Raw genomic sequence first — 20121 nt, 5'->3', positions numbered from 1 at the left:
CCGCCGGACCCGGGGGTGCCCCCGCCGCCCCCGGGGCCCGGGGTCGCCCCGCCGTTCGCCGCCCCGCCCACCGAGGGCAGCCGCAAGCGACTCTGGCTGGGCCTCGGCGTCGGCGCACTGGCCCTGCTGATCTGCTGCGGCGGCGGAGGCGCGGCAGCCGTCGGGCTGGTGGTCAGCAACGTGCAGGCCATCGAGGAGCAGGGCCAGGCGGTCACCGAGGACTACTACCGCGCCCTGGTCGCCAAGGAGTACGGCAAGGCCTACGACACACTCTGCGAGGATGCACGGCGGCGGGAGTCGCGGGGCGAGTTCACCCGCCGGGTCGCCGAGGAGCCGGCGGTCGCCAGCTACCGGGTGGGCGACGTCGACCCGCAGACCCTGACCGTGCCGGTCGACGTCACCTTCAGCGGCGGCGGGCAGGACACCCAGCAGGTCACCCTCGCCGCCGACCAGCAGAGCGGCGGCATGGAGGTCTGCGGGGTCAACTGAGCCGACCCCGGTATTCTGCAGGGCCCGGGGCGCTGCTGGTCGTACCGTTGTCCCGGACCGTCCGGTCCCACCCGTCTTCATGGCCACGCCGACCGCCAGCCGGCGTAGGAGGAAACATGCCAGCCGACCGTATCGACGCCGTCGTCAGCCTCGCCAAGCGCCGAGGCTTCGTCTTCCCCTCCAGCGAGATCTACGGAGGCACCCGCTCGGCGTGGGACTACGGTCCGCTCGGCGTGGAGCTGAAGGAGAACGTCCGCCGGCAGTGGTGGAAGGCGATGGTCCAGCAGCGCGACGACGTCGTCGGCCTCGACTCGGCGGTCATCCTCGCCCGCAAGGTCTGGGAGGCCAGCGGCCACCTCGCCGAGTTCGTCGACCCGCTCACCGAGTGCCAGTCCTGCCACAAGCGGTTCCGCGCCGACCACCTGGAGGAGGCGTACGCCGAGAAGCACGGCAAGCCGCTGACCTCGTTGCAGGAGCTGAACTGCCCCAACTGCGGCAACAAGGGCACCTTCACCGAGCCCAAGATGTTCAACGGCCTGATGAAGACCTACCTCGGCCCGGTGGAGAGCGACGAGGGCCTGCACTACCTGCGCCCGGAGACCGCCCAGGGCATCTTCGTCAACTACAACAACGTGGCGACCGCCGCCCGCAAGAAGCCGCCGTTCGGCATCGCGCAGACCGGCAAGTCGTTCCGCAACGAGATCACCCCGGGCAACTTCATCTTCCGCACCCGCGAGTTCGAGCAGATGGAGATGGAGTTCTTCGTCGAGCCCGGCTCCGACGAGCAGTGGCACGAGTACTGGTTGCAGGAGCGCTGGAACTGGTACCTCGACCTCGGACTGTCCGAGGAGAACCTGCGCTTCTACGAGCACCCCAAGGAGAAGCTCTCCCACTACTCCAAGCGCACCGTCGACATCGAGTACCGGTTCCGGTTCGGCGGCACCGAGTTCGCGGAGCTGGAGGGGGTCGCCAACCGCACCGACTTCGACCTGGCCACGCACAGCAGGCACTCCGGCGTGGACCTGTCGTACTTCGACCAGACCCGCAACGAGCGCTGGGTGCCGTACGTCATCGAGCCGGCCGCCGGCCTCACCCGCGCGGTGCTGGCGTTCCTGCTGGAGGCGTACGACGAGGACGAGGCCCCGAACACCAAGGGCGGCGTCGACAAGCGCACCGTGATGCGCTTCGACCCCCGGCTGGCCCCGGTGAAGGTGGCGGTGCTGCCGCTGTCGCGCAACGAGGCGCTGTCGCCGAAGGCCAAGGGGCTCGCCGCCCAGCTCCGCAAGCGCTGGGTGGTCGAGTTCGACGACTCGCAGGCGATCGGCCGCCGCTACCGCCGGCAGGACGAGATCGGCACCCCGTTCTGCGTCACCGTCGACTTCGACACCCTCGACGACGACGCGGTGACCGTGCGGAACCGGGACACCATGGCCCAGGAGCGGGTCGCCCTGGACCAGGTCGAGCGCTACCTGATCGAGCGCCTGCCCGGCTGCTGACCACGACCGCCGTCGTACCGGCCCCGCCCCCGACCGGGGGCGGGGCCGGTCCGTTCTCCGGCATCGGTGCGGAGCCCTGTCCGTCCGCTCCTTGAGCCGGTGGGTGGGACGTGCCAGCATTCCCCGTGCTGAATGTCGACACGGGGGTGGGAATGACGCACGAGCCGCAACCCGACCATGATCATGTTCCGGAGCGTCGCCGCCTGCTGCGCCGGGCCGCCGCGGTCGCCGCGACCACGGCCGGCGCGGGTGTCGCCGCCGCCGTCGGCCTGCCCGGCACCGCCCGCGCCGCCCCGGGCGACCACCTCACCATGGGTACGACCAACGACGCCGGGCCGGCGACCACCACGCTCAGCCTCGGCTACGCCGGGCTCACCCTGAGGAACACCGCGGGTGCGCCGCTGCGGCTGGTGCCCGGCGAGCAGGTCTACCCGCAGGTGCTGGACTCCCCGGTCGGCACCGTCGCGGTGGACCCGCTCGGCGACCTGTTCGTCCAGGCGGGTCGGCCCGGCGACGAGGTCAACAGTTGGCTGTGGACGAGCGAGTGGGCGACCACCTCGGTCCCGGTGCGGCCGACCCGGGTGCTGGACAGCCGGGACCCGGACCTGCGCCGCACCATCGTCGCGGGCGCCTCGACGCTCGACCCGACGGGACGGCTCACCCCCGGTAACCCCATCGTGCTGAGCCTGGACCACCTGGTCCGCGACGGCTACGCCCTCAAGGGCAACGTGACAGTGGTCGGCATGACCGGTCCGGGCTTCCTGACGGCCTGGGGCAGTGGCACCAGGCCGACCGTGTCGACGGTGAACTGGTCGGCCGCCGGTCAGATCCTGTCGAACTTCCTCTTCGCCGAGCTGGGCACCCTCGGCGGGTACCGCAGCGTGCTGACGGTGCAGGTCTCCGCGCCGACCCACGTGATCGTCGACCTGACCAGCCTGCTGGTCGGCCACCCGAGCCAGGTCGTCGCGGTCGGCGGTGGTGCCGCCCCGGCGAGCGCCGTCGATCCGGCCGCGCCCCCGGCGAGCGCCGCCGAGGCCGCGCCCCCGGTGGAGCCCGCCCCGGCGGCAGCCGCCCCCGGTGAGCCGGTCGTCCTCGGCCAGCGGAACAGCCCCGGCGTCACCACCGTGACCAGCGCCGCCCCGGACGGTGCCGCCACCCTGGCGCTGCGGAACCCGAACGGGGCGACGCTGGAGCTGACTCACAGCGACCTGCACGTGGCAAGTGATCTCGCCGTGGGCACCCTCGGAGTCGGCGTGTACGGGCTGGAGATCGGCAACGGCACTTCCGTGGGGCGAATCTCGGACGCGGCGTTCAGCACGTCGAACGCGACCATGCTGGTGCCGGTCCCGCCGACCCGGCTCCTCGACACCCGCAGCGCCGCCGGCCGGGCCCGGCTGCTGGAGGGCGTCGGCCGGATCGACGCCCGGGGGCGGGTGCTGGCCGAGACACTGCTGATCGTGCACCTGCGCGACATCGTCGAGTACGGCGACGGGATGTTGGGCAACATCACCGTGGCCGACACCACCCAGGGCGGCTTCGCCACGGTGTGGGGGACCGGCAGCCTGCCCACCGCCTCCACCATCAACTGGTGGACCGCCGGCCAACTGCTCTCCAACGGGGTGATCACGCAGCTCGGCGGTTACGAGACGGTCGGCGGCGACTACTACCCGGACGTGGTCGCCATCTACCTGCGCAAGAGCGCGGCGGCGGTGATCCTCGACGCGACCGGCCTGCTGGTGCGCCACCCGGATTCCGCGGTCGTCAATGCCTCGACGTCGACCCGTACCGCCGCCGGCTCCGCCGGCCGTCGGGCCCGGGCGCGGGCGATCAGGCGGGCCGCCGAGCGCGGCGACCGGGCGGTGCGGGCCGATGCGTGACCACGGAACCGGGAAGCGGGACATGAGCGCCGACGAGACCCCGTCCCCCACCCGCCGTACGGTCATCCGGGCCGGGGTGGCCGTCGGCGTCGGTGTCGGCGCGACGGCGCTGGTCGGCACGCCGGCCGACGCCGCGCCCGGTGCACCGGTGATCGGCGGGCAGCTCAACGACGCGGGTGAGGCCGGGACGGTGCTGGTCGGTGGATCGTCGGTGAACCCGACGCTGGCGCTGGCCGGCACCGACCCGATGCTGCGGCTGTTCCCGACGCCGGACGACGCCATCCCGGCGGAGCTGCCGACCGGTTCGCTCGCCGTCACCCCCACCGCCGAGCTGGTGGTCGGCGGTCGGGACGGTCGTCGGGCGTACGTCAACACGTCGCGCTGGGCCAACCGCATCGTCGCCGTCCCGCCGGTGCGGCTGCTGGACACCCGGGCGCTGGCCAGCTATTCCGCCAACGTCCTCGCCGGTGCCGACGGGGTGGTGTCGGGCCGGTTGCAGGCGGGCCGGACGCTGTACCTCACCGTGGGCCAGGTCGTGCCGGCGTCCCGCTACGGGCCGGTCGGTGCCTACCTCAACATCACGGTGGCGGACACGGTCTCCGGTGGAGTGCTCACCGCTTTTGCGGCCGGGGCCGCCAGGCCGGACACCTCCTCGGTGAACTGGTGGGGGCCGAACCAGATCCTCTCCAACCTGGTGGAGGTGCCGCTGGGTGCCCACGAGCGTGGTGGGGCCGCGTTCGCCCTGCACGTCCGCGCGGCGGCCACGGTGGTGGTGGACGTCTCGGCCCTGATCCTGAGCCTGCCGGGTTAGGGCTGCCGCCCACCGCGGTGGGCGGGCCGCCGCCGGCATGGGATTCTGGGGTACGTGACCAGTCCCGCTCCGGTTCTGCGCCCGCTCACCATCGGCCCCCACCAGGTGTGGCCGCCGGTGGTGCTCGCCCCGATGGCCGGCATCACCAACGTCGGCTTCCGGCAGCTCTGCCGGGAGCAGGGCGGTGGCATCTACGTCTGCGAGATGATCACCACGGTCGCGCTGGTGCAGCGGAACCCGAAGACCCTGCGCATGATCGCCTTCGGTGCCGACGAACGGCCACGCAGCCTCCAGCTCTACGGCACCGACCCGGAGACCACCGCCCAGGCGGTGCGGATCGTGGTGGAACGCGACCTGGCCGACCACATCGACCTGAACTTCGGCTGCCCGGTGCCCAAGGTGACCCGCCGGGGCGGCGGGTCGGCCCTGCCGTGGCGGCGGCGGCTGTTCGCCAGGCTGGTGCGGGCCGCGGTGGACGCCGCGTCACCCGCGGGTGTGCCGGTCACCGTCAAGATGCGCAAGGGCATCGACGACGACCACCTGACGTACGTCGAGGCGGGGCTGGCCGCCCAGGACGCCGGGGTGGCGGCGGTGGCCCTGCACGGGCGGACGGCCGCGCAGCGGTACTCCGGCACCGCCGACTGGGACGCCATCGCCACCCTCAAGCAGGCGCTCGACGTGCCGGTGCTCGGCAACGGCGACATCTGGGAGGCCGACGACGCGCTGCGGATGGTGGCCCACACCGGGGTGGACGGGGTGGTCGTCGGCCGGGGCTGCCTGGGGCGGCCGTGGCTCTTCGCCGACCTGCAGGCCGCGTTCGAGGGCCAGCCGGAGCGTCGGCTGCCGACCCTCGGCGAGGTGGCGGTGACCATGCGGCGGCACGCCGAACTGCTGGTCGACCAGTTCACCGCCGGCTCGCGTACCCCGGCCCGGGGCGAGCGGGACGGCTGCACCGACTTCCGCAAGCACGTCGCCTGGTATCTGAAGGGCTTCCCGGTCGGCAGCGAGCTGCGCCGGGACCTCGCCATGATCGAGAGCCTGGCCCAGCTCGACGACCTGCTCGGCAAGCTCGACGCGGCCGAACCGTTCCCGGTGGCCGCCCTCGGTCAGCCGCGCGGCCGGACGAACTCTCCCGGCAAGGTCTTCCTGCCGGAGGGCTGGCTGGACAGCCGGGACGACGACACCGTCCCCGAGGGCGCCGAGCTGGACGACTCCGGCGGCTGAGGCACCGACCGCGCCCGTCGCCGTCTGCCGGTCGGGGCGTCCGCCGCCCGGCGGTGCCGACGGCGCAGGGCCGACCCCCGAGGGGGCCAGCCCTGCGCGTGACCGACGGGACGGGTCAGGAGGCGTAGCCGCGGCTGGCGATCCAGTGGGCCAGCTCACCGACGTCGATCCGGTAGGAGGCGGTGTCCGGGTTGGCGGAGTCCGCGATCGTCACGACCCGCCCGCCGTCGCGGTAGCCGACGACGCTGATGTAGTGCCCGCCCTCGAAGGAGTGGGTGTTGCCGTCGGTGTCGGTGGCGGTACCGGCGATGTTGGCGACCACGGCGCGGCCGTCGTCCACCGCCCGGACGATGTCCGCGCGCAGCTTGTCGATCCGCCTGCCGTCGACCTTGCCGGCCGGGATCTCGGTGCTGCGGTACGCGTCCTTGCGGCCGATCTCCTTGTTCAGGATCGGGGTGATGTCGTTGATGCTGTCGGTGCCGTTCTCGGTGGTGCCCATCTCCTTGGCCATCGCGTCCACGTCGATGTTCTTGCCCTGCACGCTCAGCGCGTTGCGGGCGGCGGCCGGGCCGCAGTAGTAGAAGTTGGGCTGCGCGGCGTAGTCGACCTTCAGCTCACGCTCACCGGCGGGCTTGCGGTCGGTCTGCACGACGGCGGCGGGCCGGGTGGTCTCGGCGGCCTGAGCGGCCAGCGCGGGGCCGGCGATGCCACCGGCGGTGACGGCCAGGCCGGCGGCGGTCAGCACGGTCCTACGCAGGATGTCGGTACGCATGATGGGGTGCTCCTCTGCATCTCGGGGGTGCCACGGCGCGTCCCGCAGGGGGTGCGGCGACGTGGTAGTGCCACTTCGGCAGGTGAAGAGGAAGATCGGACCGGCGATCGCGGGACGCCGGTCGGGGAGGCACAACCGGTTCGCCGGTTCAGGCATTCCACGGTCGTCGACCGGGTGGTGGGGGTGACGTGCGTCGCGGGTCACGTCCGGGAGCCGCGCGGGCCTGGGCGGGCCGTGCCGGACCGGGTGGCTCGGCTCTGCCGGCCGGGTGCCGGATGGCGCAACGCCGCCCCGCTGGTCCGGACCGGACCGGGCCGGCGACCGGCCGGGGCGATCGCGGATACCAGGTGTAACGACCCCGGCCGGCCCACGATTCCGCCCCACGGGTGGCCCCCGTCACCCGCCGGTGGGCCGATCCGTCATCGCAACTCCGCTACCGACGACACCCGTCGGCAACCCACCGCCCGGTCACTCAAAGTCACAATCCACCCTCCATGCCATGTACCCCTCCACACGCTTTGCTCTGCTGCCCTCTCCGCGACAGTCACTCCGTGTGCCCGGTGCGTATGGAGCAGCAGAGCAAAGCGTGCGAGGGAGGTATGTGGTGGTTGCCGGGGGGTGGCGAGAATGGGCAGCTCAGGGCTGGTTGGGGTGGGTGGGGTGCAGGTGGTCTCTGATCATGGTCCGAAGATGGTTACTCTGTGTGATGTCTGTGGCTGTTCGGGTCGGGAGTTACTGACGGTGATCGGAGGTGGGGCGGCGGAGGGTCGGCCGGCGCTCCTCCGGCAGGTCGGGTCAACGCGTGGCGGGTGTGGTGGTGTCCCGGCCCGGTGCGGGCTGGTCGGGGGCGGGATTCCGGTGCGTACCTGCGGCGTCGGGGAGATGCGGCCCGGCCGGCGCGGTGGGCCAGGGGATCTCCGGGGACGGGTGGAAGGTGATGCCGGCGGCGTGCCAGCGCGGGCCGTGCCCGGCCAGCCGCTCCCGGAAGCCGGTCCAGCTCCGGGTGGACGGCGCGGACCAGGCCACCTCGGCGAGGGCGGGCAGGCGCGGGAAGACCATGAACTCGATCTCGGCCAGCGAGGTCACCGACTCGGTCCAGAGCGGGGCTTCCACGCCCAGCACCGCCTCGGCGGGGACACCGGTCAGATGGGTCGCCGGGTCCCAGTGGTACGCCCGGTGCACGTCGATCAGGCCGGCCCAGTCGTGCCCGATGGGGGTGTCCGGGGCGTACTTCATGTCCAGGTAGGCGTGGTTGCCGGGGGAGAGGATCACCCGGGCGCCCCGGCGTACCGCCTCGGCCACCGTGGGGTCGTCGCCGTCGGTGCCCCACCACTGCAACACCCGGCCGTCGACCTGCCCGGCGGGGGCGATCTGGTGCCAGCCGATCACGGTCCGGCCGAGCCCGGCGACGATCCGCTGCGCCCGCTCCACGAAACCGGTGTACGCCGTCCCCTTGACCTTGTACGCCTCGTCCCCGCCGATGTGCAGCCACGGCCCCGGGGTCAGCGCGGCCACCTCGCCGAGCACGTCGGCGACGAAGTCGTACGTGCGCTCGTCGGTGGGGTCGACGTAGCTGAAGCCCACCTCGGTGCCGGTGTACGGCGGTGGCGCGACCCTGTCCGGGGCCAGCTCGGGGTAGGCGACCAGGGCCGCGTTGGTGTGGCCGGGCAGGTCCACCTCGGGAACCACGGTGACGTGCCGCCGGGCGGCGTGGCCGACGATGCGCCGGTAGTCGGCGGCGGTGTACCAGCCGCCGGGGCCGCCGCCCACCGCGGTGCTCCCGCCGACCGTGGCCAGCCGGGGCCAGGAGTCGACGGCGATCCGCCAGCCCTGGTCGTCGGTGAGGTGCAGATGCAGGTGGTTGAGCTTGTACCGGGCCAGGTGGTCGATCACCCGGCAGACGTCCTCGACGCTGAAGAAGTGCCGGGCCACGTCGAGCATCACCCCCCGGTATGCCAAGCGGGGCCGGTCGACGATCGTGCCGCCCGGCACCACCCAGTGCTGCGCCACCGGGGTCCGGCTCTCCACCGCCGCCGGCAGCAGTTGTCGCAGCGTCTGCACGCCGTGGAACAGGCCGGTGGCGGTGCCGGCGGTGATCCGTACCGCGTCGGGGTCGACGTCGAGCCGGTAGCCCTCGGCGTCGTCGGACACCGTCGCCGCCGGGCCGCGCGGCGCGGCAGCGGCGAGGGTGAGCTGGAGCGGGCCCGGGGTGGGCGGCAGGTCGGCGACCGGGAGCGGGTAGCCGGTGGCGGGGCGGAGCAGTTCGGCGAGGTGCCCGGCGACCTCCCGGGCGGCCGGATCGGCGCTGACCCGTACCGCCGCGTCGGCGGGGAGGACGAAGTCGGCGGCCGGCCGCGGCCGGACCGACGCGGGCGCCGGCACCACGTCACCCAGGCCGACGGTGGGGCGGGTGAGCAGTCGCCCGGCGGCCTGCGCGGCGCTGCGCGCCAGCGTGCCCGCGGTAGGCGCGACCGTGGGCGGGGCGGCCGGGGTGGGACCGGCGTCGGGGCGCGACGGCTGCTCGGGGACGGGGGCGACGCCGGTACGTGGGGTGCGTGACACGGGGCGGCTCCGGAGGGTGTATTCGCGAGGGATATGGCAAAGGTCAGGTTTGGCGCAACGGGTGACGTCAAGAGTACGAGGAGGAACCGGAATTGCGTGATCGTGCTCGTGGAAGCGTTCCCAGAAACCGGCGTGAACGCGGATAGTCGTGACGGCTGTGCCTATTGTCACCGAACGGTCCCAGCCCGCCCGATGTTCGCTTAACCTTCGCCCACCGAACGCTGACCTGGCCGGATGGCCGGTGGTCGGCCCCGGGGTAAGTCAGAACTGAACCTTCGTTAAGTGTCAATTCCGGCGCGCGTGGGAGGCTTCTGGTGACAACGCACGAGACGGACAAGTACGTCTACGACTTCGCCGAGGGCAACAAGGATCTCAAGGACCTGCTCGGTGGAAAGGGTGCCAATCTCGCCGAGATGACCAATCTCGGCCTGCCGGTGCCACCGGGCTTCACCATCACCACCGGGGCGTGCCAGGCGTACCTGGCGACCGGGCGGGAGCCGGACGGGCTGGCCGGGCAGATCGAGGCCCACCTGGCGGCGCTGGAACGCGCGATGGGCCGCCGCCTCGGCGATCCGCAGGACCCGCTGCTGGTCTCGGTACGCTCCGGCGCCCGGTTCTCGATGCCCGGCATGATGGAGACCGTCCTCAACGTCGGGCTCAACGACCGCAGCGTCGTAGGACTGAGCGACCAGGCAGGGCAGAACGACCGGTTCGCCTGGGACTCCTACCGCCGGCTGATCCAGATGTTCGGCAAGACCGTCTGCGAGGTGCCGGGCGAGGAGTTCGAACACGCCCTCGACGAGGCCAAGCGCGCCAAGGGCACCCACGACGACCTCGACCTCGACGCCGACGACCTGCGCGGGCTGGTGGAGACGTACAAGAAGATCTTCGCCAAGCACACCGGGCGGGAGTTCCCGCAGGAGCCGCGCGAACAGCTCGACCTGGCCATCTGGGCGGTCTTCGCGTCGTGGAACGCCGAGCGGGCGATCCTCTACCGCCGTCAGGAGCGCATCCCCGCCGACCTGGGCACCGCCGTCAACGTGGTGGCGATGGTCTTCGGCAACCTCGGCCCCGACTCGGGCACCGGCGTCGCCTTCACCCGCGACCCGGGCAGCGGCGCGCAGGGCATCTACGGCGACTACCTGGCCAACGCCCAGGGCGAGGACGTCGTCGCCGGCATCCGCAACACCGTGCCGTTGCAGGAGTTGGAACGGCTCGACAAGACCTCCTACGACCAGCTGCTCGACATCATGGCCCGACTGGAGGGGCACTACCAGGACCTCTGCGACATCGAGTTCACCATCGAGCGCGGCAAACTCTGGATGCTCCAGACCCGGGTGGGCAAGCGCACCGCCGCCGCCGCGTTCGTGATCGCCGGCCAGCTCGTCGACGAGGGCCTGATCGACCTCGACGAGGCGCTGCACCGGGTCAACGGCGCGCAGCTCGCCCAGCTCATGTTCCCCCGCTTCCAGCTCGACCACGAGTTCGAGGCGGTCGCCCAGGGCATCGGGGCCTCCCCGGGGGCCGCCTCCGGCGCGGTGGTCTTCACCTCCGCCCGCGCGGTCGAGCTGGCCGCCGAGGGGAAGTCGGTGATCCTGGTCCGCCGGGAGACCAACCCCGACGACCTCAACGGCATGATCGCCGCCCAGGGCATCCTCACCTCGCGCGGCGGCAAGACCAGCCACGCCGCCGTGGTGGCCCGGGGCATGGGCAAGACCTGCGTCTCCGGGGCCGACGGGATCGAGGTCAACGTGCCGGCCAAGCGGTTCACCGTCGGCGGGCGCACCGTCTGCGAGGGCGACGTCGTCTCCATCGACGGCACCACCGGCAAGGTCTACCTGGGCGAGGTGCCGGTCACGCCGTCGGAGGTGGTGCAGTACTTCGAGGGCACCCTCGACCCGGAGCGGACCGACGACGCGCTCGTCCGGGCCGTACACCGGATCATGACGCACGCCGACGCGCGGCGGCGGCTGGCCGTGCGGACGAACGCCGACACCGGGGCGGACGCGGCCCGCGCCCGGCGCTTCGGCGCCGAGGGCATCGGCCTGTGCCGCACCGAGCACATGTTCCTCGGTGACCGGCGGGAACTGGTCGAACGCCTGATCCTCGCCGCCACCGACGCCGAGCGCACCGACGCGCTCGCCGCTCTGCTGCCCCTGCAACGCCAGGACTTCGTGGAGATCTTCCGCGAGATGGCCGGGCTGCCCGTCACCGTCCGGTTGATCGACCCGCCGCTGCACGAGTTCCTGCCCCCGCTGGAGCAGCTCGCGGTCAACGTCGCCGTCGCCCAGGAACGCGGCGAGGACGTCGCCAAGGAGGAGGCGCTGCTCGCCGCCGTCCGGCGGATGCACGAGGAGAACCCGATGCTCGGCCTGCGCGGCGTGCGCCTCGGCCTGGTCATCCCCGGCCTGTTCGCGATGCAGGTCCGCGCCATCGCCGAGGCCGCGGTCGCGGTCACCCGCGACGGGGGCACGGCCTGCCCGGAGATCATGGTGCCGCTGGTCGGCGCGGTCCAGGAGTTGGAGACGGTACGTGCCGAAGCCGAGAAGATCATCGCCGAGGTGGTCGGGGACAGCGGGGTCGAGGTGCTGATCGGCACCATGATCGAGGTACCCCGGGCGGCGCTGACCGCCGGGCAGATCGCCGAGGCGGCGCAGTTCTTCTCCTTCGGCACCAACGACCTCACCCAGATGGGCTGGGGCTTCTCCCGCGACGACGTCGAGGGCGCGTTCTTCTGGCGCTACCTGGAACTGGGCATCTTCGGCATCTCCCCGTTCGAGTCGATCGACCGCGACGGCGTCGGCCGGCTGATCCGGATCGCCGCCGAGGAGGGTCGGGCCGCCCGCCCCGGGCTGAAGCTCGGCGTCTGCGGCGAACACGGCGGCGACCCCGACTCGGTGCACTTCTTCCACGAGGTGGGGCTGGACTACGTCTCCTGCTCGCCGTTCCGGGTGCCGGTCGCCCGGCTGGAGGCCGGCCGGGCCGCCATCGAGACGGCCGGCTCCGACAGCCGCTGACCGCCCGCGACGCCCACCGGCCCGCCGCCGGTGGGCGTCGCGCGGCGTCGGTGCCCGGCCGGGTCGCGGGGTTCCCGGTGCGCGCGCCCTCCGGCGCGGCGCGGCGTAACCTGGGCTCCCCGACCCTGGGGGACGACCGTGAAGGGGAGGCCGGATGGTGGCATCGCCCGCCCGACCACCCGGCGTCGACGGGGACCCGGCCGACGCGCGACGGTGGGTCGAGGAGACGCCCAAGGACACCGGCCACGGCCGGTCCCCGTACGAGCGGGACCGGGCCCGGGTGCTGCACTCGGCGGCGTTCCGCCGGCTCGCCGCGAAGACCCAGGTGCACGTCGCCGGGACCGACGACTTCCTGCGTACCCGGCTCACCCACTCGCTGGAGGTGGCGCAGATCGCCCGGGAGATGGGTGCCCGGCTCGGCTGCGACCCCGACCTGGTGGACACCGCCGGGCTGGCCCACGACCTCGGGCATCCGCCGTTCGGGCACAACGGCGAGGACACCCTCGACGGGCTCGCCGCGTCCTGCGGCGGCTTCGAGGGCAACGCGCAGACGCTGCGGGTGCTCACCCGGCTGGAGGCGAAGGTGCTCGCCCCGGACGGCAGTCCGGCCGGGCTCAACCTCACCCGGGCCGCGCTCGACGCGGTCAGCAAGTACCCGTGGCCCCGCCGCCCCGGGCTGCGCAAGTTCGGCGTGTACGGCGACGACCGCCCGGTCTTCGACTGGCTGCGCGCCGGCAGCCCCGCCCCGACCGCCGTCCCCGTCGACCCCGATCCGTCCGGTGGGGCCGTCGACCCCGATCCGTCCGGTGGGGCCCGCCGCTGCCTGGAGGCGCAGGTGATGGACTGGGCCGACGACGTGGCGTACTCGGTGCACGACGTCGAGGACGGCATCCACGGCGGGTACGTCTCGTTGCGCCCGCTCCTGAACGACCCCGACGAACGCGCCGCGCTCTGCGTCGACGTGGCCGCCGTCTACTCCGGGGAGTCCCCGGACGACCTCGGCGGGGTGCTCGTCGAGCTGCTCGCCGACCCGGTGCTCACCCCGCTGGCCGGGTACGACGGCAGCCACCGGGCGCAGGTCGCCCTCAAGGCCACCACCAGCGTGCTCACCGGCCGGTTCGTGGCGACCGTGGTCGGGGCGACCCGGGACCGCTTCGGTCCCGGCCCGCACCGCCGCTACGCCGCCGACCTGGTCGTGCCGCGCCGGATCAGGGCGCAGTGTGCCCTGCTGAAGGGCATCGCCTGGCGGTACGTGATGTGCCGTCCGGACGCCCGCACCCGCTACGACCGTCAGCGGGAGGTGCTCACCGAACTGGTCACCGTGCTCGCCGACCGCGCCCCGGACGCCCTCGACCCGGTCTTCGCCCCGCTGTGGCGGCAGGCCGGAGACGACCCCGCCCGGCTGCGCGTCGTCATCGACCAGGTCGCCTCCCTCACCGACCCCGCCGCCCTGACCTGGCACACCCACCTCACCTGAAAACCGGCCCTGCCGCTCTCCGCTACCTCCCGGCCGTCCTTGTCCGACCGCCCCGTCCCGCCGGGCTGCTCGCCCCTGCCACGCCGCTCGCCCCGCTCCCGCCCCTCTGCTCCGCTGCGCTCCGCTCCGGGTGACGCTCCGGGTGATCAAGAGGTTTGCGTCAGTTGATCAAGAGGTTTGCGTCAAAGTTGATCGCTGAATTGACGCAAGCCTCTTGATCGCCGGGGAGGTTGACGCGAACCTCTTGATCACCGGAGCCGAGCGGAGCCGAGGGGCGGGGCGGGAGCGGGGGCGAGGGGGAGGGGGAGGGGTTGGGGAGTTAGGGTAGCCTTAGTTCTATGGCGGAGCGCTCCAAGATGGTTACTGCGGCGCGGGTGGTACGTACCGAACGGCCCACCCCGCACCTGGTCCGACTCGTTCTCGGTGGAGAGGAGCTGACCGGGCTGCCGGTGGGGGAGTTCACCGACCACTACGTCAAGCTGGTCTTCCCGCCCGACGGGGTGGAGCTGCCGAGGCCGCTGGACCTGACGGCGGTCAAGCGGGAGCTGCCCCGGGAGCAGTGGCCCCGGCTGCGCGCGTACACGGTGCGGGCCTGGGACGCGGCGGCCGGGGAGATGACCATCGACGTGGTGCACCACGGCGACGAGGGGTTGGCCGGTCCGTGGGCGGCCCGGCTGCGCCCCGGCGACGAGGTGCTGTTCGTCGGCCCCGGCGGGGCGTACGCGCCGGACCCGACGGCCGACTGGCACCTGCTGGTGGGCGACGAGAGCGCCCTGCCGGCGATCGGCGCGGCGCTGGAGCGGCTGCCCGAGGGCGCCCCGGCGGTCGTCCTCGTCGAGATCGCCGACCCGGCCGACGAGCAGTCGTTGCCCAGCCCCGGCGCGGTGGCGTTGACCTGGCTGCACCGGGGCGGCCGACCGGTCGGCGAGGCGCTGGTCGTGGCCGTACGGGAGCTGGAGTTCCCGCCCGGCCGGGTGCACGCCTTCGTGCACGGGGAGGCCACCTTCGTCAAGGAGCTGCGCCGGCTGCTGCGGGTCGAGCGGTCGGTGCCCCGGGAGGCGCTGTCGATCTCCGGCTACTGGCGGCAGGGCATGGACGACGAGGGCTGGCGCTCCACCAAGCCCGACTGGAACCGCCAGGTGGAGGCCGAGGAGGCAGCCGCCGTCGGCTGAGCGGGGTGACCCGGATCGGTCGTCGCCGCGTGCGGCCCACGACCTCGGCCGTCCACGGGGCGTGGAAATGGGCGGAAAGCGCCCGCTGCCGCGCCCGCCGGCCGGGACGATGTGGCCATGGCTGAGCGGGCGCGGGACGTGGACACGCGAACGGGTGGCAGGCCCGACCCGGTGGTGCTCGCCCTGGGCGTCGGCGGGGTGCTGGCGGTCGTGCTCTGGGGGGTGTCCGCGCGCGGTTCGCTTGCCGACTTCGGCGAGTCCGGGCTGGCCTGGGTGACCGGCACCTTCGGCTGGTTCTTCGTCGTCGCGGCGGACGCCTTCCTGGTGCTCGCGGTGGTCGTCGCGACGTCCCGCTACGGCCGGATCCGGCTGGGCGCCGACGACGACCAGCCGGAGTTCAGCACGCTGGCCTGGGTCGCCATGATGTTCAGCGCGGGCATGGGCATCGGTCTGGTCTTCTTCGCGGTGGCCGAGCCGATCCAGCACTACGCCACCCCGCCGCCGGCCACCGGCGTCGCGGCACAGACCCCGGCCGCCGGGGCGGCGGCCATGCAGTACACGCTCTTCCACTGGACGCTGCACCCGTGGGCGATCTACGCCGTCACCGCGCTGGCGCTGGCGTACTCGACGTTCCGACGGGGGCGGGACAACCGGATCTCGGCCGCGTTCCGCCCGCTGCTCGGCGCGCGGGCCGACGGCCTGGCCGGTCGGGCCGTCGACCTGCTCGCCGTCTTCGCCACGGTCTTCGGTTCGGCCACCAGCCTCGGCCTCGGCGCGCTCCAGGTGGCCGCCGGTCTGGACCTGGTGGCCGGGGTGCCGGACACCCGGTCGGTGGAACTGACCGTGATCGGCGCGCTCACCCTGGCCTTCGTCGTCTCGGCCTTCTCCGGCCTGCACCGGGGGGTCAAGTGGCTGTCCACCGCCAACGTCCTGCTGGCCGTGCTGCTGATGGTCTTCGTGTTCGTGGTGGGGCCGACGATCTACACGCTGGAGGTGCTGCCCGCGTCGGTCGGTGACTACCTCAGCCGCCTGGTGTTCATGTCCACCCGTACCGGCGCGTTCTCCGACCCGGCGTGGCTCGGGTCCTGGACGATCTTCTACTGGGCCTGGTGGATCTCCTGGGCACCGTTCGTCGGCACCTTCATCGCGCGGATCTCGCGCGGGCGGACCGTGCGTCAGTTCCTGGTCGGGGTACTGCTGGTGCCCAGCGGGGCCAGCGCGATCTGGTTCGCGATCATGGGTGGCAGCGCCCTGCGTACCCAGGCCAGCGGCACCCGCGATCTGGTGGCGGACGTCGGGGCGGGCAGCGAGCAGGCGCTGTTCGGGCTGCTGGACGCGCTCCCGCTGGGGACCGTCACCACCGTGCTGGCTATGGTGCTCGTCGCGCTCTACTTCGTGACCAGCGCCGACTCGGCGTCGCTGGTGCTGGGGGCGCTCACCTCGGGCGGCGCACTGCGCCCGCACCGCGTACTCGTGGTGCTCTGGGGTGTGCTGATCGGGGCGGTCGCCGCCGCGCTGCTGCTCGCCGGGGGCCTGGCCGCCCTGCAACAGGCGACCATCATGGTGGCGCTGCCGTTCGTGGTGGTGATGCTCGGACTCGCCGTGGCGCTGCTGCGCGACATGGCCCGGGACCCGGCGGTCGCCCCGCACCCGGGCCGGGGACGCCGGTCCGGCCTGTCCGCCGCCGTGCGGGCCGCCCGGTCGTACGACGAGGAGGACCCGCCCCCGGTCACCCGCTGGCTGCACCGTCCTCCCCGCTGAGCCGGGCGTTGCCCACCCGCCATCCCCCGCCCGACGGATCGTCGGTCCGGCAGGGCAGGATGGAGGGCCGAGGGGGTGGCACCGCATGGCTGGGCGGATCAGGGACGAGGACATCGCGTTGGTCCGCGAGCGCACCTCCATCGCCGAGGTGATCTCGGACACGGTGACCCTCAAGTCGGCCGGCGGCGGCAACCTCAAGGGCCTGTGCCCGTTCCACGACGAGAAGAGCCCGTCGTTCAACGTCTCACCGGCCCGCAACGTCTTCTACTGCTTCGGCTGCGGCGTCGGCGGCGACGCGATCAAGTTCCTGATGGACGCCGAGCATCTGACCTTCGTCGAGTCCGTCGAGCGGCTCGCCGACCGCGCCGGCATCCAGCTGCGGTACGTCGAGGGCGACCAGTCGGCCCCCCGGGCCCGTCCGCAGCAGGGGCAGAAGCAGCGGCTGGTCGCCGCGCACGCCGCCGCCGTGGAGTTCTACCAGGCGCAGCTCACCACGGCCGGCGCGCGTCCGGCGCGGGAGTTCCTGGCCCGGCGCGGTTTCGACCGGGCCGCCGCGCAGCGGTACGGCTGCGGCTTCGCCCCGGACGCCTGGGACCTGCTCACCAAGCACCTGCGCCAGCAGGGGTTCAGCCACGACGAGCTGGTCACCGGTGGGCTGTCCCGGCCGTCGCGCTCGGGCACCCTGATCGACCGGTTCCGCCGCCGGCTGATGTGGCCGATCCGGGACATCGCCGGTGACGTGATCGGCTTCGGCGCACGAAAGCTCTTCGACGACGACGACGGCCCGAAGTACCTGAACACCCCCGAGACGCCGATCTACAAGAAGTCGCACGTCCTCTACGGCATCGACCAGGCCAAACGGGAGATCGCCAAGCAGGGCCGGGTGGTCGTGGTCGAGGGCTACACCGACGTGATGGCCTGCCACCTGGCCGGGGTGCCGACCGCCGTGGCGACCTGCGGCACCGCCTTCGGTGCCGACCACATCGGCGTGCTGCGCCGGCTGCTGCTCGACACCGACGCGGTGGCCGGTGAGGTGATCTTCACGTTCGACGGGGACGCCGCCGGGCAGAAGGCCGCGCTGCGCGCCTTCGAGGACGACCAGCGTTTCGTCGGGCGTACCTTCATCGCGGTCAGCCCGGACAACATGGACCCGTGCGACCTGCGGTTGGCAAAGGGCGACCTGGCGATCCGTGATCTGGTGGCCCGCCGGGAGCCGCTCGTCGACTTCGCCCTGCGGCACGTGATCAACCGGTACGACCTGGACACGGTCGACGGTCGGGTGGAGGCGATGCGCCGGGCCGCCCCGCTGGTCGCCAAGATCAAGGACTTGGAGAAGCGTCCCGAGTACGTCCGCAAGCTCGCCGGTGACCTCGGCATGGAGATCGAGCCGGTGCAGCGGGCGGTGCTGGCCGCCGCCAACTCCCCAGGCGAGCGGGAGGCCGCCGCCCCGCCCCGGGGTCGCACCCGTACCGCCGTGCCCGCCGTGGACAGTCCGGAGTCGATGGTCGAGCGGGAGGCGTTGAAGCTCGCCCTCCAGGAACCGGTCCTCGCCGGCCCGATGTTCGACGCCGTCGAGGCCGCCGAGTACCGGCACCCGGTGCACGTCGCGGTGCGTACCGCGATCGCGGCGGTGGGCGGGGTCGCCGTCGCGGCCGGCGGCGCGGTATGGATCGAGGCGGTCCGGGACGCCTGCGCCGACCTGGCCGCCCAGGCGCTGGTCGGCGAGCTGGCCGTGGAGCCGCTGCGGCTCGACGGCGAGCCCGACCCGAGGTACGTCTCGATCACCATGGCCCGGTTGCAGTGGGGCTCGGTGACCGCCCGGATCAGGGACCTCAAGTCCAAGATCCAGCGGATCAACCCGGTCACCCAGAAGGACGAGTACTTCGCCCTGTTCGGGGAACTGCTCTCGCTGGAACAGCACGCGCGGGCCCTGCGCGAGCAGGCCGCAGGAGGACTCTGATGGGACTGTTCGGCCGCAAGCGCAAGGTGCCGTCCGCCGTCCGCCCGCCCCTGGCCGCCGGTGAACGCGTCCTGGCCTGGGCCGCCACGGGTAACGGCGCGCCGCCCGCTGACCGGATGGCCGCCGTCGACGAGGCGTCGCCCGCCGAGGGCGCGTCGGCCGGTGCCGGTGCGGCAGTCGATGGCGGGGTGCTGGTGGCCACGAATCTCGGGCTCTGGCTGCCGGGCCGCAGGGAGCGGTTGGGCTGGCACGACATCCTCAAGGCCGTCTGGTCCGGGCGGGAACTGACGGTCACCCCGGCGGCGACGGCCGCCGAGCGGGACGGCTACCTGGTGGTCGCCGACGGTGCAGTGGAGACGTACCTGCTGCTCGATCCGGGTGACCTGCCGCACCAGGTGCGGGCCCGGGTGACCCGCTCGGTGGCGTACACCCAGCAGCACCCGGTGCCCGGTGGCTCGGGGCGGATCGCGGCCCGGCGGGTGGCCGGGGCGGACGGTCTGACCTGGACGGTCCGCTACGACCCCGGTACCCCGGTCGACGCCGACGAGGTGCGCGCCGAAACCGACCAGATCGTCGCCGCCGCCCGCGCCGCCACCGCCCCCGCCGACCTCTGACCTCTCGGCGTGGTCGTGGGGCGGCCGATCGCCCGTACCGCCCTCGGCCTGGTCGCGGGGTGGAGATCGCGCTCAGTCGGCGACATAGCGGTATCGCCGCGACCTGATGCCGCTGTATCGGCCCCACTGAGTCGATCATGACCCGACGCGACGGGATCTTGGAAAATTCCGGCCCCCGGGAGGGTCGGAATTTTCCAAGATTCCCGCGAACCGTGCGTCACCGGTCGGCCGGCGAGGTGTGCCGGGGTGGTCGGGTCACCGGGACCGTGCCCAGGTGACGATGCGGTCGGTGAGGTCGGGTGGTGCGACGCCGTCGTGCAGGGCGGCGAGGTCGTCCATGGCTTCGCCCAGCAGGAGGCCCAGGTAGACGAGCAGGGCGGTGCGATCCTCGCGGTACTCGCCGAGCAGCGCCAGCCGGGCCGGCGAGCACGGCCAGGCCGCCCCGCACACCCGGCAACGCCAGGAGGGGCGGGCGGCCACGTGGGGGCGGTACCGGGGCATCAGCGCCGACCCGGTCGCACGTTCGCACCCGGCCCGGCCCCGACCCGGTCGCAGTGGCCGCCGCCCGACCTGCCCCGGCCGGGATCACCGCAGGTCGGGCGACTGCGCCCCGGCCCGTCGTGGCCCGGCTCGGGCCGATCCGGTCGACCCGCACGGGGGTCGGGGTGCCCCGGAGATCCGCAGCGCGATCCGAGAGCCTGTCGCATGGTCGAGCCTCCGTCGATGCTGGAGGGGAGCGCCCGCCGACGACACCGACGGACGCTCCCGGCCTGGTTCCGCCCACCGTCCGATCCCGGGAGCGGTCCCGCTGGGTGACAGTCTGTTGATGATCCGACTACGGTGGGAGGTCCGCCGTGCCGACGACGCAGGCGTGGACCGGTCGACCCCG

General features: G+C 73.1%; 14 protein-coding genes. 11 read left to right on the top strand and 3 right to left on the bottom strand.

From position 1 onward, the window contains the following. The first annotated feature begins 15 nt into the window (after nt 1–15). The 5 genes from ACN261_RS01885 to dusB all read left to right on the top strand — a co-directional run bounded on the left by ACN261_RS01885 (nt 16) and on the right by dusB (nt 5897). Nucleotides 16–489 carry a hypothetical protein gene (locus ACN261_RS01885; protein WP_421486894.1) on the top strand — a complete coding sequence of 158 codons (474 nt, stop codon included), beginning with the start codon at nt 16–18 and terminating at the stop codon, nt 487–489. A 116-nt stretch (nt 490–605) separates the two neighbouring features. After that, on the top strand, nt 606–1985 hold the full coding sequence (locus ACN261_RS01880; RefSeq protein WP_421483697.1) for a glycine--tRNA ligase: 1380 nt from the start codon (nt 606–608) through the stop codon (nt 1983–1985). A gap of 152 nt (nt 1986–2137) precedes the next feature. Next, nucleotides 2138–3862 (top strand): hypothetical protein, encoded by a 1725-nt coding sequence (locus tag ACN261_RS01875; RefSeq protein WP_425848092.1) that lies wholly within the window; start codon nt 2138–2140, stop codon nt 3860–3862. Nucleotides 3863–3884: 22 nt separating this feature from the next. Beyond that, on the top strand, nt 3885–4673 hold the full coding sequence (locus tag ACN261_RS01870; protein ID WP_425848089.1) for a hypothetical protein: 789 nt from the start codon (nt 3885–3887) through the stop codon (nt 4671–4673). A gap of 54 nt (nt 4674–4727) precedes the next feature. Further along, nucleotides 4728–5897: a tRNA dihydrouridine synthase DusB gene (gene dusB, locus ACN261_RS01865; RefSeq protein ID WP_421483694.1), complete on the top strand. Its 1170-nt coding sequence runs from the start codon at nt 4728–4730 to the stop codon at nt 5895–5897. A 115-nt stretch (nt 5898–6012) separates the two neighbouring features. On the opposite strand, the gene ACN261_RS01860 is transcribed toward dusB, so the two are convergent. After that, complete coding sequence (locus ACN261_RS01860; RefSeq protein ID WP_421483693.1) at nt 6013–6669, bottom strand: C39 family peptidase; 657 nt, start codon at nt 6667–6669, stop codon at nt 6013–6015. A 795-nt stretch (nt 6670–7464) separates the two neighbouring features. After that, the gene (locus tag ACN261_RS01855) at nt 7465–9231 is read right to left on the bottom strand and encodes a beta-N-acetylhexosaminidase (protein WP_425848086.1); all 1767 of its coding nucleotides are present in this window, start codon (nt 9229–9231) and stop codon (nt 7465–7467) included. Between the two features lie 311 nt (nt 9232–9542). Here ACN261_RS01855 and ppdK point away from each other — a divergent pair, with 311 nt between their 5' ends. The 6 genes from ppdK to ACN261_RS01825 all read left to right on the top strand — a co-directional run bounded on the left by ppdK (nt 9543) and on the right by ACN261_RS01825 (nt 19232). Then, complete coding sequence (gene ppdK, locus ACN261_RS01850; RefSeq protein ID WP_425853549.1) at nt 9543–12248, top strand: pyruvate, phosphate dikinase; 2706 nt, start codon at nt 9543–9545, stop codon at nt 12246–12248. Nucleotides 12249–12402: 154 nt separating this feature from the next. Beyond that, nucleotides 12403–13725, top strand: a complete 1323-nt coding sequence (locus ACN261_RS01845) for a deoxyguanosinetriphosphate triphosphohydrolase family protein (protein ID WP_425848083.1) — start codon at nt 12403–12405, stop codon at nt 13723–13725. Between the two features lie 338 nt (nt 13726–14063). After that, on the top strand, nt 14064–14897 hold the full coding sequence (locus ACN261_RS01840; RefSeq protein ID WP_421483690.1) for a siderophore-interacting protein: 834 nt from the start codon (nt 14064–14066) through the stop codon (nt 14895–14897). Between the two features lie 117 nt (nt 14898–15014). Beyond that, nucleotides 15015–16658 (top strand): BCCT family transporter, encoded by a 1644-nt coding sequence (locus tag ACN261_RS01835; RefSeq protein ID WP_421483689.1) that lies wholly within the window; start codon nt 15015–15017, stop codon nt 16656–16658. Nucleotides 16659–16743: 85 nt separating this feature from the next. Further along, nucleotides 16744–18618: a DNA primase gene (gene dnaG, locus ACN261_RS01830; protein WP_421483688.1), complete on the top strand. Its 1875-nt coding sequence runs from the start codon at nt 16744–16746 to the stop codon at nt 18616–18618. Beyond that, nucleotides 18618–19232 (top strand): hypothetical protein, encoded by a 615-nt coding sequence (locus ACN261_RS01825; protein ID WP_425848080.1) that lies wholly within the window; start codon nt 18618–18620, stop codon nt 19230–19232. The genes dnaG and ACN261_RS01825 overlap by 1 nt, the downstream gene beginning before the upstream one ends. Nucleotides 19233–19487: 255 nt before the next feature. On the opposite strand, the gene ACN261_RS01820 is transcribed toward ACN261_RS01825, so the two are convergent. Then, a complete protein-coding gene (locus ACN261_RS01820) occupies nt 19488–19712 on the bottom strand; it encodes a flavin reductase (protein WP_425848077.1) in 225 nt (74 codons plus the stop codon). Between the last annotated feature and the right edge of the window lie 409 nt (nt 19713–20121).

Origin of the sequence: Micromonospora sp. WMMD723 (genome assembly GCF_049863385.1) — a bacterium.
Lineage (GTDB): Bacteria > Actinomycetota > Actinomycetes > Mycobacteriales > Micromonosporaceae > Micromonospora > Micromonospora wenchangensis.
Note: the sequence above shows the minus strand (reverse complement) of the source record. Positions and strands in the feature narration are given on the sequence as shown.